General features: G+C 56.4%; 14 protein-coding genes. 10 read left to right on the top strand and 4 right to left on the bottom strand.

Annotated elements, in window-relative coordinates; genetic code table 11:
- Window positions 1–63: 63 nt before the first annotated feature.
- The 4 genes from rhaS (at window position 64) to yiiM (ending at window position 3,389) form a co-directional block, all read left to right on the top strand.
- A complete protein-coding gene (gene rhaS / locus AAHB66_RS23175; protein ID WP_347114721.1) occupies window positions 64–900 on the top strand; it encodes an HTH-type transcriptional activator RhaS in 837 nt (278 codons plus the stop codon).
- Between the two features lie 74 nt (window positions 901–974).
- A complete protein-coding gene (gene rhaR, locus AAHB66_RS23170; RefSeq protein WP_347114720.1) occupies window positions 975–1,823 on the top strand; it encodes an HTH-type transcriptional activator RhaR in 849 nt (282 codons plus the stop codon).
- 185 nt (window positions 1,824–2,008) lie between these two features.
- Window positions 2,009–2,629: a superoxide dismutase [Mn] gene (gene sodA, locus AAHB66_RS23165; protein ID WP_106995768.1), complete on the top strand. Its 621-nt coding sequence runs from the start codon at window positions 2,009–2,011 to the stop codon at window positions 2,627–2,629.
- A 76-nt stretch (window positions 2,630–2,705) separates the two neighbouring features.
- Window positions 2,706–3,389: a 6-hydroxyaminopurine reductase gene (yiiM, locus tag AAHB66_RS23160; RefSeq protein ID WP_347114719.1), complete on the top strand. Its 684-nt coding sequence runs from the start codon at window positions 2,706–2,708 to the stop codon at window positions 3,387–3,389.
- Window positions 3,390–3,415: 26 nt separating this feature from the next.
- Here yiiM and cpxA read toward each other — a convergent pair whose 3' ends face one another.
- Window positions 3,416–4,789 carry an envelope stress sensor histidine kinase CpxA gene (gene cpxA / locus AAHB66_RS23155; RefSeq protein ID WP_106995770.1) on the bottom strand — a complete coding sequence of 458 codons (1,374 nt, stop codon included), beginning with the start codon at window positions 4,787–4,789 and terminating at the stop codon, window positions 3,416–3,418.
- On the bottom strand, window positions 4,786–5,484 hold the full coding sequence (gene cpxR, locus AAHB66_RS23150) for an envelope stress response regulator transcription factor CpxR (protein ID WP_106995771.1): 699 nt from the start codon (window positions 5,482–5,484) through the stop codon (window positions 4,786–4,788). Before cpxR ends, cpxA begins: the two co-directional genes overlap by 4 nt.
- A 150-nt stretch (window positions 5,485–5,634) precedes the next feature.
- Between cpxR and cpxP the strand changes: the two genes are divergently transcribed.
- From cpxP to AAHB66_RS23120, 6 genes are all read left to right on the top strand, one after another.
- On the top strand, window positions 5,635–6,135 hold the full coding sequence (gene cpxP, locus AAHB66_RS23145; protein WP_347114718.1) for a cell-envelope stress modulator CpxP: 501 nt from the start codon (window positions 5,635–5,637) through the stop codon (window positions 6,133–6,135).
- Window positions 6,136–6,288: 153 nt separating this feature from the next.
- A complete protein-coding gene (gene fieF / locus AAHB66_RS23140; RefSeq protein WP_347114717.1) occupies window positions 6,289–7,194 on the top strand; it encodes a CDF family cation-efflux transporter FieF in 906 nt (301 codons plus the stop codon).
- A 175-nt stretch (window positions 7,195–7,369) separates the two neighbouring features.
- The gene (pfkA, locus tag AAHB66_RS23135; protein WP_347114716.1) at window positions 7,370–8,332 is read left to right on the top strand and encodes a 6-phosphofructokinase; all 963 of its coding nucleotides are present in this window, start codon (window positions 7,370–7,372) and stop codon (window positions 8,330–8,332) included.
- A gap of 288 nt (window positions 8,333–8,620) precedes the next feature.
- A complete protein-coding gene (locus tag AAHB66_RS23130; RefSeq protein ID WP_347114715.1) occupies window positions 8,621–9,610 on the top strand; it encodes a sulfate ABC transporter substrate-binding protein in 990 nt (329 codons plus the stop codon).
- A gap of 107 nt (window positions 9,611–9,717) precedes the next feature.
- A complete protein-coding gene (locus tag AAHB66_RS23125; RefSeq protein ID WP_347114714.1) occupies window positions 9,718–10,461 on the top strand; it encodes a CDP-diacylglycerol diphosphatase in 744 nt (247 codons plus the stop codon).
- A gap of 73 nt (window positions 10,462–10,534) precedes the next feature.
- A complete protein-coding gene (locus tag AAHB66_RS23120; RefSeq protein WP_347114713.1) occupies window positions 10,535–11,839 on the top strand; it encodes an SLC13 family permease in 1,305 nt (434 codons plus the stop codon).
- 82 nt (window positions 11,840–11,921) lie between these two features.
- Here the strand turns inward: AAHB66_RS23120 and tpiA are convergent, their stop codons facing one another.
- Both tpiA and AAHB66_RS23110 read right to left on the bottom strand, forming a co-directional pair.
- A complete protein-coding gene (gene tpiA / locus AAHB66_RS23115) occupies window positions 11,922–12,689 on the bottom strand; it encodes a triose-phosphate isomerase (protein ID WP_106995778.1) in 768 nt (255 codons plus the stop codon).
- A 110-nt stretch (window positions 12,690–12,799) separates the two neighbouring features.
- Window positions 12,800–13,396, bottom strand: a complete 597-nt coding sequence (locus AAHB66_RS23110; RefSeq protein WP_347114712.1) for a DUF1454 family protein — start codon at window positions 13,394–13,396, stop codon at window positions 12,800–12,802.
- Window positions 13,397–13,486: the final 90 nt, after the last annotated feature.

Raw genomic sequence — 13,486 nt, 5'->3', positions numbered from 1 at the left:
TTAAGGTGAGCCAGGGAACCCTAAATTACTATTTTGAGAACATTTATCATCTGGTGACCCGTTATGACCGTACTGCACAGCGTGGATTTTTTCCCTTCAGGCCACTCGCCTGTGGCGATTGAGCCGCGGCTGCCCCAGGCTGCCTTTCCGGAACATCATCATGATTTTCATGAGATCGTTATCGTTGAACACGGCACGGGCATCCATGTCTTCAACGGACAGCCGTACACCATCAGCGGCGGCACGGTGTGCTTCGTACGCGATCATGACCGGCATATGTATGAACATACCGACAACCTGTGCCTGACCAACGTGCTCTATCGCTCCCCGGAAGCGTTCCAGTTTTTGTCGGGACTGAACCAGCTCCTGCCCCAGGAGCAGGACGGCCACTACCCGTCGCACTGGCGGGTGAATCAGGCCACGCTGCAGCAGGTGCGTCAGCTGGTCAGCCAGATGGAGCAGTCCGAAGAGGGGCAGACCACTCACGCCCTCGCCAGCCGCGAGATCCTCTTTATGCAGCTGCTGGTGCTGCTGCGCCGCGGCAGTCTGGTGGAGGGGGCGGCGGATAACGACGCCCGGCTCAATCAATTGATGGCCTGGCTGGAAGATCACTTTGCGGAGGATGTCTGCTGGGAGACGCTGGCGGATAACTTTTCTCTCTCGCTGCGCACCCTGCATCGCCAGCTGAAACAGCACACCGGACAGACGCCCCAGCGCTACCTGAACCGTCTGCGGCTGATCAAGGCGCGCCACCTGCTGCGCCATACCGACGAGAGCGTCACCGATATAGCCTATCGCTGCGGTTTTGGCGACAGTAACCACTTTTCGACCCTGTTTCGCCGGGAGTTTGACTGGTCCCCGCGCGACATTCGCCAGGGCCGGGATGCCTCGCTTCAGTAACGCGAGGAAAATCACCGTTTTATTGCCGCAAACCGGGTAATAATGTCAGGTTGTTCCCGGGTAGAGGTTGTGATGTGGCTGGACAGTTGATTCTTCGCAGAGCCGATTTTTTTGCATCCGCCGCCCAGGCCGTCGCGGTCGCGGACCGCTATCCGCAAAATGTCTTTGCCGAACACACCCACGATTTCTGCGAGCTGGTGCTGGTGTGGCGCGGCAACGGACTGCATATCCTCAACGATCGCCCCTACCGCATCACCCGGGGCGACCTGTTTTATATCCGCGCGGAAGACAAACACTCCTACGCCTCGGTCAACGATCTGGTGCTGCAGAACATCATCTACTGCCCCGACCGGCTGAAGCTCAACGTGGACTGGGGAGCGAACATACCGGGCTTTCTTAACGCGCGCGGTGCCCCGCACTGGCGGCTGGGCAGCAACGGCATGGCGCAGGTGCGCCCGGTGATCGCTCAGCTGGAGCAGGAGAGCCTGAAGAACGATCCCCACGCGTTCGATATGGCCGAGCTGCTGTTTGCCCAGCTGACGATCATGCTCAAACGCTACCGCTACGCCCCGGATAACCCCGCCGCCAGCGAGCCGGAAGCGCTGCTGGATAAGCTGATCACCGCCCTGGCGGGCAGCCTGAACCGCAGCTTTGTGCTGGAGAAGTTTTGCGAGCAGGAGCAGTGCAGCGAGCGCGCCCTGCGCCAGCAGTTCCGCACCCAGACCGGCATGACGGTGAACCACTACCTGCGCCAGCTGCGCATCTGCCACGCGCAGTATCTGCTACAACATACCGAGCTGATGGTCAGCGAAGTCGCCATGCAGTGCGGCTTTGAGGACAGTAATTACTTCTCGGTGGTGTTTAACCGCGAAGTGGGGATGACCCCGGTTCAGTGGCGTCACCGCAGCCATCACGCGGCGTAACAGAATGCCCGCTCGTCCCTGAGGTCCACCGCACGCCCCGCCAGATCAGTCACATAACGAAAAGTTATATCCTTATTAAAACTACGGCATTGATAAACATTTTCAATATCATTTAATTAACTATAATGAACCAACTGCTTACGCGGCATTAACACGTTTGCCGCCCGACAATAATGGAGATGATTATGAGCTATACCCTGCCATCCCTGCCGTACGCTTACGACGCCCTTGAGCCGCATTTCGACAAGCAGACGATGGAAATCCATCACACTAAACACCACCAGACTTACGTTAACAACGCCAACGCGGCGCTGGAAAGCCTGCCAGAGTTCGCCAGCCTGCCTGCTGAAGAGCTGATCACCAAACTGGATCAACTGCCAGCTGACAAGAAAACCGTTCTGCGTAACAACGCGGGCGGCCACGCTAACCACAGCTTCTTCTGGAAAGGCCTGAAAACTGGCACCACCCTGCAGGGCGACCTGAAATCCGCTATCGAGCGCGACTTCGGCTCCGTTGATAACTTCAAAGCTGAGTTTGAAAAAGCCGCTGCTACCCGTTTCGGCTCTGGCTGGGCGTGGCTGGTACTGAAAGGCGACAAACTGGCTGTGGTTTCTACCGCGAACCAGGACTCCCCGCTGATGGGTGAAGCAATCTCTGGCGCATCCGGTTTCCCAATCGTGGGCCTGGACGTGTGGGAACACGCTTACTACCTGAAATTCCAGAACCGTCGCCCGGACTACATCAAAGCCTTCTGGGACGTGGTGAACTGGGACGAAGCAGCAGCACGTTTCGCCGCTAAAAAATAAGGTTGCAAAGCCGCCTGTGAGAAGCGAGTCTGATGACTCGCTTTTTTTATACCCACAATCTGCGTAAGGAGTCGCGATGAACTACCCCGTTAACGTATTTACCGGAAAAATAAGGGATTACGACGGCAGTCGCCCGAGCGCGATTGCCAAACTGCAGGTTGACGGCGAACTCACCCTCACCGAAAAGGGGCTGGCGGGCGATGAGCAGGCGGAGAAGAAGATCCACGGCGGGCCGGAACGCGCGCTGTGCCACTATCCGCGCGAGCATTATCAGCACTGGGCGAGCGAATATCCCGCCCAGGCCGGGCTTTTTGTCGCGCCGGCGTTCGGCGAAAACCTCTCAACCGAGGGGCTGACGGAGAAGAACGTCTTTATCGGGGATATCTTTCGCTGGGGCGAGGCCCTGATCCAGGTGACCCAGCCGCGTTCGCCGTGCTTCAAGCTCAACTTCCACTTCGGCATTAATGACATGGCCACGCAGATGCAGAATGCCGCGAAAACCGGCTGGCTCTATCGCGTGGTGCTGGCCGGGCAGGTTTCGGCGGATGCGCCGCTGACGCTGGTCTCCCGCCTGAGCGATGTCTCGGTGCATGATGCCTGCGCCATCGCCTGGCATATGCCCTTTGATGACGACCAGTATCACCGGTTGCTGTCGGCGGCGGGGTTATCCACCAGCTGGACCCGAACCATGCAGAAGCGGCGAATTAGCAACAAGATCGAAGATAATTCGCGGAGATTATGGGGAAACCAGGCCGGGTAAGGCGAAGCCGCCACCCGGCACAATAGCTACGATCGTTTGTACAACGGCAGCCACAGGGTTAACCGCAATCCGCCCAGCGGGCTGTCGTCCGCTTTCACCCAGCCGCGGTGCTGCTGAATGGCGGTCTCGACAATCGCCAGACCCAGCCCGGTGCCGCCGGATTCGCGATCTCGCGCCTCGTCGGTGCGGTAGAACGGACGGAAAATCTGCTCGCGATCTTCCGGGCTGACGCCAGGGCCATCGTCATCGACGTTAATGGTGATGCCGTCTTTGTCCACCGAGAACGCCACTTCGATTTTGGTATGCGAGTAGCGCAGGGCGTTACGCACGATATTCTCCAGCGCGCTCTCCAGCGTGTTGGGGTTACCGTATAGCGGCCACGGTCCCGGCGGGAAGTTGACGGTGAAGGATTTCCCCATCTGCTCCGCTTCGAAGGCCGCGTTATCCAGCACCTCATGCCACAGGTGGTTGGCTTTCACCGTTTCGCTGACCAGCGCGTTTTTCTGCTGATTGCGGGACATCACCAGCAGGTCGTTGATCATGCTGTCCAGACGGTGCGCTTCCGTTTCGATACGCTCCAGCTCTTTGCTTTCACCGCTACGGCGGCGCAGCAGGGCGGTGCCCAGTTGCAGCCGCGTCAGCGGGGTGCGCAGTTCATGGGAGATATCAGAGAGCAGACGCTGCTGGGTGGTCATCATCCGCTCCAGCGCGGTCACCATCTGGTTAAAGCTGGCACCCGCCGCCAGGAACTCCTGCGGCCCGGCTTCCAGTTCCGGATGCTGCCGCAGGTTGCCTTGCGCCACTTCATCCGCGGCGTTTTTCAACTTACGCGCCGGTTTCGCCAGGCTCCACGCCAGCCACAGCAGCAGCGGTGAACTCACCAGCATGGTGACAATCAGCAGCAGCAGCGGGCGGTCAAACAGCAGGTTGATAAAGTCGGACTGGGAGTTGCTCGCCGGACGAATCAGATAGAGCTGGTAATTATCTTCCCCGTCATTGACGGAAAAAGGCCCCACCATCTCTACCCGACCATATTTTTTCTTTTGCGGATGATCGGCGTTATCCGCCTGGCCAATGAAGTTGCGGATGATCTGCATTTCATTGCGATCGGCACCGATTACACGACCTTCGCTGGTGACCAGCAGCAGGCGTTGCCCCGGTGGTGCCCATTTTTCGATAGCGCGAAACAGCCTGCGCCACCACATCAAATCATTGGGCGGATCGATGGCCAGCTCTGCTTCCACGTGCTGCTCGATCATCACACCCTGACGTTGCTCGCTATCAAGGAGCTCCGTCATCTGGCGTGAGTCGAGTTTGGGTAACATCAAAACCAGCATTAAAACCAGTGCCAGCGTCAGCCAGAAGATGGCAAAGATGCGGGCGGTTAAGCTGCCTATCATGAAGCGGACACCATCAGATAGCCGCGTCCACGCAGGGTTTTAAACCACGGGTGGCCATCCTTGCGCTCCGGTAATTTGCGGCGCAGGTTGGAGATGTGCATATCAATCGCACGGTCGAACGGGGTCAGGCGTTTACCCAGCACTTCCTGGCTCAGATGTTCACGCGATACCACCTGGCCCAGATGCTGCGCCAGCAGATAAAGCAGGGTGAATTCAGTGCCGGTCAGCTCCAGCGCCTGGCCGTCAAAGCTGGCTTCCTGGCGGCCCGGATTGAGGCTCAGGGAGTCCACTTCAAGGGTTGGCGAACCGTTGTCGGTGTTTTGCTGCTGCTCGCTCCAGTGGGAACGGCGCAGGATCGCCCGAATACGTGCTACCAGCTCACGGTCGTTAAAGGGTTTAGGCAGATAATCATCGGCACCCAGCTCAAGGCCGAGTACGCGATCGAGTTCGCTACCGCGCGCGGTCAGCATAATTACTGGGGTCTGGTGCGTCTGGCGCAGCTCTTTAAGGGTGTCGATACCGTTCTTCTTCGGCATCATAACGTCGAGCAAAAGCAAGTCGATGCTATCGTCGAGTTGGCTCAGCGCCTGCTCCCCGTCGTGGGCCACCGACACGTCAAAGCCTTCCATGTCGAGCAACTCCTTTAAAAGGGATGTCAGCTCTCGGTCATCATCAACTAACAGGATTTTATTCATTGTTTAAATACCTCCGAGGCAGAAATTACGTCATCAAGGCTATCTAATCCATGACTTTACGTTGTTTTACACCCCCTGACGCATGTTTGCAGCCTGAATCGTAGACTGTCTCTCGTTGAATCGCGACACGAAAGATTTTGGGAGTAAGTGATGCGCAAAGTTACCGCTGCCGTCATGGCCTCAACGCTGGCGTTTAGTGCATTTAGCCAGGCTGCTGGAGCTATCACCGGCGATAACCGCTCCTCAGTGGAGGGCATAGCGCAGCACAGCGGCCAGGGCCATATGTTCGACGGCATAAGTTTAACCGAACATCAGCGTCAACAGATGCGAGATCTGATGCAGCGGGCTCGTCATGACCAGCCCCCTGTTAATGTTAGCGAAATGGAGACAATGCACCGCCTTGTCACCGCAGAAAATTTTGACGAAAACGCTGTACGCGCTCAGGCAGATAAAATGGCGCAGGAGCAGGTTGCCCGACAGGTCGAAATGGCCAAGGTCCGCAACCAGATGTTCCACCTGCTAACGCCTGAGCAGCAAGCGGTTTTGAACCAGAAACACCAGCAACGTATGGATCAGTTGCGTGAGGTTGCACGGATGCAGAAGAACGCTGAATCGACGCTTTTTAGTAGCAATACCCGTAGTAACCAGTAGACCCTGTTTTCCTTGCCATAGACACCATCCCTGTCTTCCCCCACATGATGTGGGGGTTTTTTTTGCCCGTCATTCAAACGTCGTAATCGTTTATTCATCTTATTGCCTCCTCTGCATCCGTTATACTAGCGGCATAGCATGACAGGAGTGTTTATGAATCAATCCTATGGGCGACTGGTAAGCCGGGCCGCATTGGCTGCGACGATCATGGCGTCGTGTCTGTTAGTGATTAAAATTTTCGCGTGGTGGTATACCGGTTCAGTCAGTATTCTGGCAGCGTTGGTCGATTCGTTGGTGGATATTGCCGCCTCGCTCACTAACCTGTGGGTAGTGCGTTATTCGCTACAACCAGCAGATGAAGAGCATACCTTTGGTCACGGCAAAGCCGAATCGCTGGCGGCGCTGGCACAAAGTATGTTTATTTCCGGTTCGGCGCTGTTCCTCTTTTTAACCGGCATTCAACACCTGTATACCCCGACGCCGATGAAAGATCCCGGCGTGGGCGTCGTCGTCACGGTTATTGCACTTATTAGCACATTGGTTCTGGTAACGTTCCAGCGCTGGGTTGTGCGTAAAACGCAAAGTCAGGCGGTACGGGCCGATATGCTTCATTATCAGTCTGATGTTATGATGAACGGCGCGATCCTGATTGCGCTCGGTCTGGCCTGGTATGGCTGGCACCGGGCCGATGCGCTATTTGCGTTAGGGATTGGCTTTTATATTTTATACAGTGCGTTGCGCATGGGGTACGATGCGGTGCAATCGCTTCTCGATCGCGCCTTGCCAGACGCAGAACGGCATGAAATCTTCGAAATTGTGACCTCCTGGCCAGGCGTCAGCGGTGCTCACGATCTTCGCACGCGGCAGTCAGGGCCGACCCGCTTTATTCAGATTCATTTAGAAATGGAAGATAACCTGCCGCTGGTTCAGGCACATCTGGTGGCTGAGCAGGTTGAGCAGGCGATTTTGCAGCGTTTCCCGGGGTCAGACGTCATTATTCACCAGGATCCCTGCTCAGTCGTACCTAAGCCAGGCAATGGACATTTTGAGCTTTCGTAATTCGTTGTAAAAAAAGTGAACCGGGCCAGCATTTTGTGGAAAAATAACCGCCATATGGCCTGACCTGAATCAATTCAGCTGGAAGTGATTGATATACTATTTGCAGTATTCGTTGGTCGTCAGAAGTCTTCCGGCAACAGATTTCATTTTTGCATTCCTAAGTTCAGAGGTAGTCATGATTAAGAAAATCGGTGTGTTGACAAGCGGCGGTGATGCGCCCGGCATGAACGCGGCAATTCGTGGTGTAGTTCGTGCTGCGTTGACGGAAGGTCTGGAAGTTTTTGGTATCTATGACGGTTATCTGGGCCTGTATGAAGATCGCATGGTGCAGCTCGACCGCTACAGTGTGTCCGACATGATTAACCGCGGCGGTACCTTCCTGGGTTCCGCACGTTTCCCGGAATTCCGCGACGATCGCATCCGTGAAGTGGCTATCGAGAACATGAAGAAACGCGGCCTCGACGCGCTGGTCGTTATCGGTGGTGACGGCTCCTATATGGGTGCAAAACGTCTGACCGAAATGGGCTTCCCGTGCATCGGTCTGCCAGGTACTATCGACAACGACATCAAAGGCACCGACTACACCATCGGTTACTTTACTGCTCTGGGCACCGTGGTTGAAGCGATTGACCGCCTGCGCGACACCTCTTCTTCTCACCAGCGTATCTCCATCGTTGAAGTGATGGGCCGCTACTGTGGCGACCTGACCCTGGCCGCGGCGATTGCCGGTGGCTGTGAGTTCGTGGTGGTTCCGGAAGTGGAATTCAGCCGTGAAGACCTGGTTAACGAGATCAAAGCGGGTATCGCGAAAGGTAAGAAACACGCCATCGTGGCCATTACCGAGCACATCTGTGACGTTGACGAGCTGGCGAAGTACATCGAAACCGAAACCAAACGCGAAACCCGCGCCACCGTTCTCGGCCACATCCAGCGCGGCGGTTCCCCGGGTCCTTACGACCGTATCCTGGCCTCCCGCATGGGTGCGTACGCAATTGAACTGCTGCAGCAGGGCTTCGGCGGCCGTTGCGTCGGCATTCAGAACGAGAAACTGGTTCACCATGACATCATCGACGCCATCGAAAACATGAAGCGTCCGTTCAAAGGTGACTGGCTGGACTGCGCGAAAAAACTTTACTAATCAGCTGTATGTTGCCGGGTGGCGCTTCGCTTACCCGGCCTCCAAGGTGTGTGCGGGCTGATGCCCTCACCCCGGCCCTCTCCCACGGGAGAGGGAGAACATATTAAAAACGGAAACCCTTGGGTTTCCGTTTTGCTTTTACCTTGAAGCCGCCACCGGGCTTTTTTTGTGCGCACAATACCGCTTTTTATTCCCTGAAGTTATAGCCAATCTTTTTTTATTCTTTAATCATTGGTTCGCTTTCTGGCACGCTGCAATCATCAAACACAACATTAAGAGAGTGGGACGATGAACAAGTGGGGCGTGGGGTTAACTTTATTGCTGGCATCGACCAGCGTTCTGGCAAAGGACATCCAGTTACTGAACGTGTCTTACGATCCGACACGTGAGCTGTACGAGCAGTACAACAAAGCGTTCGCCGCACACTGGAAACAGGAGACCGGCGATAACGTGGTGGTCCGTCAGTCGCACGGCGGCTCCGGTAAGCAGGCCACGTCGGTCATCAACGGTATCGAAGCCGATGTCGTGACCCTGGCGCTGGCGTACGACGTGGATGCTATCGCGGAACGTGGTCGTATCGATAAAAACTGGATCAAACGTCTGCCAGACAACTCTGCGCCATACACCTCCACCATCGTTTTCCTGGTGCGTAAAGGCAACCCGAAACAGATCCACGACTGGAACGACCTGATTAAGCCGGGCGTTTCCGTGATTACCCCGAACCCAAAAAGCTCTGGCGGCGCTCGCTGGAACTACCTGGCAGCCTGGGGCTACGCCCTGCACCACAACAATGGCGACCAGGCCAAAGCCCAGGAATTCGTGAAGTCGCTGTTTAAAAACGTTGAAGTGCTGGACTCCGGCGCGCGCGGCGCGACCAATACCTTCGTTGAACGCGGCATTGGCGATGTGCTGATTGCGTGGGAAAACGAAGCGCTGCTGGCGACCAACGAGCTGGGCAAAGACAAGTTTGAAATCGTGACCCCAAGCGAATCGATTCTGGCTGAGCCAACCGTCTCTGTGGTCGACAAAGTGGCGGAGAAGAAAGGCACCCAGGCCGTAGCGGAAGCCTACCTGAAGTACCTTTACACCCCGGAAGGCCAGGAGATCGCCGCGAAGAATTTCTACCGTCCACGTGATGAAGCGGTGGCAAAGAAATACGAGAACGAATTCCCGAAACTGAAGCTGTTCACTATCGATGAAGAGTTCGGCGGCTGGACCAAAGCGCAGAAAGATCACTTCTCGAACGGCGGTACCTTCGATCAGATCAACAAACGTTAATCACCCATAGCGTTTAAAAAAGCCCGGCAGAATCATACTGCCGGGCTTTTTTGTTTGTCATCAAAGTGCGTTACTCTTTTAGTTCAAGCGGATACAGGGAACGCGTTGTGAAAAAAATAATCGTGCTGGTACTGATTGTCATCGCGCTCGCTGCGGGTGGCTGGTTCTGGATGAAATCAGGTAATCCGGACGCATTGCGGCATATCGTTCTCGACCAGTGCGTGCCTGGTCAGCTGCAAAACCGTAACCCGGCGCCCTGTGCACAGGTAAAGACGGATGCGGGCTATGTGGTGTTCAAAGACCGCAACGGCCCCCTGCAATATCTGCTGATGCCAACGTATCGCATCAACGGCACCGAAAGCCCGCTGCTGACTGAGGCCTATACGCCGAACTTCTTCTGGCTGGCGTGGCAGTCACGCAACTTTATGAGCATGAAGCGGGGTTCCAAAGTACCTGACAGCGCAATTTCACTGACCATCAACTCCCCAACGGGTCGTACGCAAAATCATTTTCATATTCATATCTCCTGCCTGCGCCCGGACGTGCGCGAGAAGCTCAATGCGCATCAGGGGCAGATAAGCACTCAATGGCTGCCGTTTCCTGGTGGGCTGGAAGGGCATGAGTATCTGGCGCGTCGGGTGACAGAAGCCGAACTGGTGAAACGCAGCCCGTTTATGATGCTGGCAGAAGAGCTGCCGGAAGCCCGCGACCACATGGGACGCTTTGCACTGGCAATGGTGCAGCAGGCGGACGGCGCATTTGTTCTGCTGGCGACCGAACGCAATCTGCTGACGTTTAATCTCGCCTCCGCTGAGGAATTGCAGGATCATCAATGTGATATCCTGAAGTGATCCTACTATAAAGAACGTTTACTCCCGCTGCCTGCCGCCGTAGACTTGCTGAAAAATTCTACAGGAGACAGGCATGTCGCTCTGGTTAACTCACCCGCTGTTTCTGCCCTCGCTGATTATCGTCGTCACCATTATCCTGTGGGCGACCTCGCTGCTGCCGGAATTCCTCACCGCGCTGCTGTTCTTTACCGCGGCGATGATCGCCAAAATTGCGCCGCCTGAGGTGATTTTCGGCGGCTTTGCCTCGTCGGCATTCTGGCTGGTGTTCAGCGGATTTGTGCTGGGGGTGGCGATCCGCAAAACCGGGCTGGCGGACAGGGCGGCGCGGGCGCTGTCGTCCAGGCTGACCGACTCCTGGCCGCTGATGGTGGCCAGCGTCGTGCTCCTCACCTATGCGCTGGCGTTTGTGATGCCCTCCAATATGGGGCGCATCGCGCTGCTGATGCCGATTGTGGCGGCGATGGCGAAGCGGGCAGGCATTGCCGACGGCTCCCGGGCGTGGTTTGGCCTGGCGCTGGCGGTGGGGTTTGGCACCTTCCAGCTGTCGGCCACCATCCTGCCGGCCAACGTACCTAATCTGGTGATGAGCGGGGCGGCGGAAGGGTCGTACGGTATTCACCTCAACTATGTTCCGTACCTGCTGCTGCATACCCCGGTGCTGGGCATTCTCAAGGGCCTGATTCTGATCGGCCTGATCTGCTGGCTGTTCCCCGGCGCGCCCAAACCGGCGAGGGATCTGACTCCGCCAGCGCCCATGGGTCGCGACGAAAAGCGTCTCGCCTGGCTGCTGGCGCTAGTGCTGGTAATGTGGGTGACGGAGAGCTGGCACGGTATTGGCCCTGCATGGACCGGGCTTGCGGCATCGATTGTGGTGATGCTGCCGCGGATCGGTTTTATCACCGGGGAGGAGTTCTCGGCCGGGGTGAACATGCGCACCTGTATTTACGTGGCGGGCATTCTCGGGCTGGCGATCACCGTAACACAGACCGGGATCGGCAGTGCCGTGGGCGAGGCGCTGATGCAGGTAATGCCGCTGGATGCCGACGCGCCCTTCACCAGTTTCCTCGCGTTGACCGGCATCACCACCGCGCTGAATTTCATCATGACCGCCAACGGTGTTCCGGCGCTGTATACCACTCTGGCGCAAAGCTTCTCGGATGCCACCGGTTTCCCGCTGTTGTCGGTGATTATGATTCAGGTGCTGGGATACTCCACGCCGCTGCTGCCGTATCAGGCGTCGCCGATTGTGGTGGCGATGGGGCTGGGGAGGGTGCCTGCGCGGGCGGGGATGCTGCTCTGCCTTGCGCTGGCGGTGGTAACGTATCTGGTGCTGCTGCCGCTGGATTATCTGTGGTTTAGTATCCTGGGACGGCTGTAAAAAAAGCCCGGTGGCGCTGGCGCTTACCGGGCCTGGAGAACCGTAGGGCGGGTTAGCGAAGCGCCACCCGCCGCAAAGGCAATTACGCCTGTTTAGCTGCTTCTGCTGCTTTAACGATCACCGCGAAAGCGTCTGCTTTCAGGGATGCGCCGCCAACCAGCGCGCCGTCGATGTCTGGCTGGGTGAACAGCTCAGCGGCGTTCGCTGCGTTAACGGAACCGCCGTACTGGATGATCACTTGCTCAGCGACTTTCGCGTCTGCTTTAGCAATGTGGTCACGGATGAATTTGTGAACCGCCTGAGCCTGCGCTGGGGTGGCAGATTTGCCGGTACCGATCGCCCATACTGGCTCGTAAGCAATGACCGCGCCTTCGAACGCGCTCGCGCCCTGAGTGGTCAGCACTGCGTCGATCTGACGTGCACACACTTCTTCAGTTTTGCCCGCTTCGTTTTCGGCTTCAGTTTCACCGATGCACAGAACCGGGATCAGACCCTGCTCTTTCAGTACCGCGAATTTCTTAGCGATGAACTCGTCGGACTCTTTGTGGTAGGTACGACGCTCAGAGTGGCCGATGATGATGTATTTCGCGCCGATATCTTTCAGCATTTCAGCGGAGGTTTCGCCGGTGAATGCGCCAGACAGGTTAACGTCAACGTTTTGTGCACCCAGAACGATGTGGCTGCCGTCAGCGGCGTGTTTAGCCATATCCAGGTACATGTCCGGCGGAGCGATCGCAACAGCACAGCCCGTTACGCCAGCCAGCTCTTTACGCAGGTTAGCTACCAGCTCGTTTACCATGTGGCGGCTGCCGTTCAGTTTCCAGTTACCCATCACTAAAGGATGTCGCATTTTAATTCTCCACGCTCAAGAGCGAATTAAGGAATATGGCCACCCGGCTGGGCAGCATGGTCTGTGAATCAGTATAGAGATTTTCCCTCGAAAGGCTTTGCTTTTTGTCATTAATTCGACCCGCCGAGACTCTCAGATAACGCCAGCTTAATCGGTTCAACAGCGAAGGTCAGCCCCTTTTCGCCGTTATCTGCCACCACATAGCGAACCGCGCCTTCCGTTTCGGCGTAGTACCGTTTGTTTTTACCGGCAGCCAACAGTTTTTGCAGCTTCTGCTGGCTTTGCGATTTGGTTAACGCCGGGGTGAACGCCCGTAAAATCGCACTCATATACTCCAGCGCTTTAGCTTTGGCGGCTTTTTGCTCCGGCCCCTGAATGGGGAGCCAGGTGATCTGCATACTCTTGATTTTGAGCGTTCCGCGCTCCAGCGCCGTTGAGGCGTACAGATTCTCATTAATCTTGCTGGCGGCACGGGTCAGGTTGGGGGTATCACGGGCACTATCAATGGCACGAAACTCATTCAGCGACAGGCCAGGGTTAGCGCTGTTGAAGGTTTCGCGGAACAGGCTAATGGATTGATCAAACGTCGGCGCGCCCGGCATCACGTAGGGTGCAGTAGCCGGTGCAGATGTCTCGGCAGCGCGCAGAGAAACGCTCGCGCACGACAGTGTTAAACCCAGCCAAATAAGGTGAAACCACATCTTCATCAATAAAGTCTCTAAATGTTACTGTCACGATTAAAACGATATCTGGCTGGCTTGTCAAAAGGATGCGACTCCAGGGTAAACTACGCTCCG

Origin of the sequence: Leclercia sp. S52, assembly GCF_039727615.1 — a bacterium.
Taxonomy (GTDB): domain Bacteria; phylum Pseudomonadota; class Gammaproteobacteria; order Enterobacterales; family Enterobacteriaceae; genus Enterobacter; species Enterobacter adecarboxylatus_B.
The sequence above is the reverse complement of the archived record's forward strand: the minus strand, read 5'-3'. Positions and strand labels throughout refer to the sequence as shown.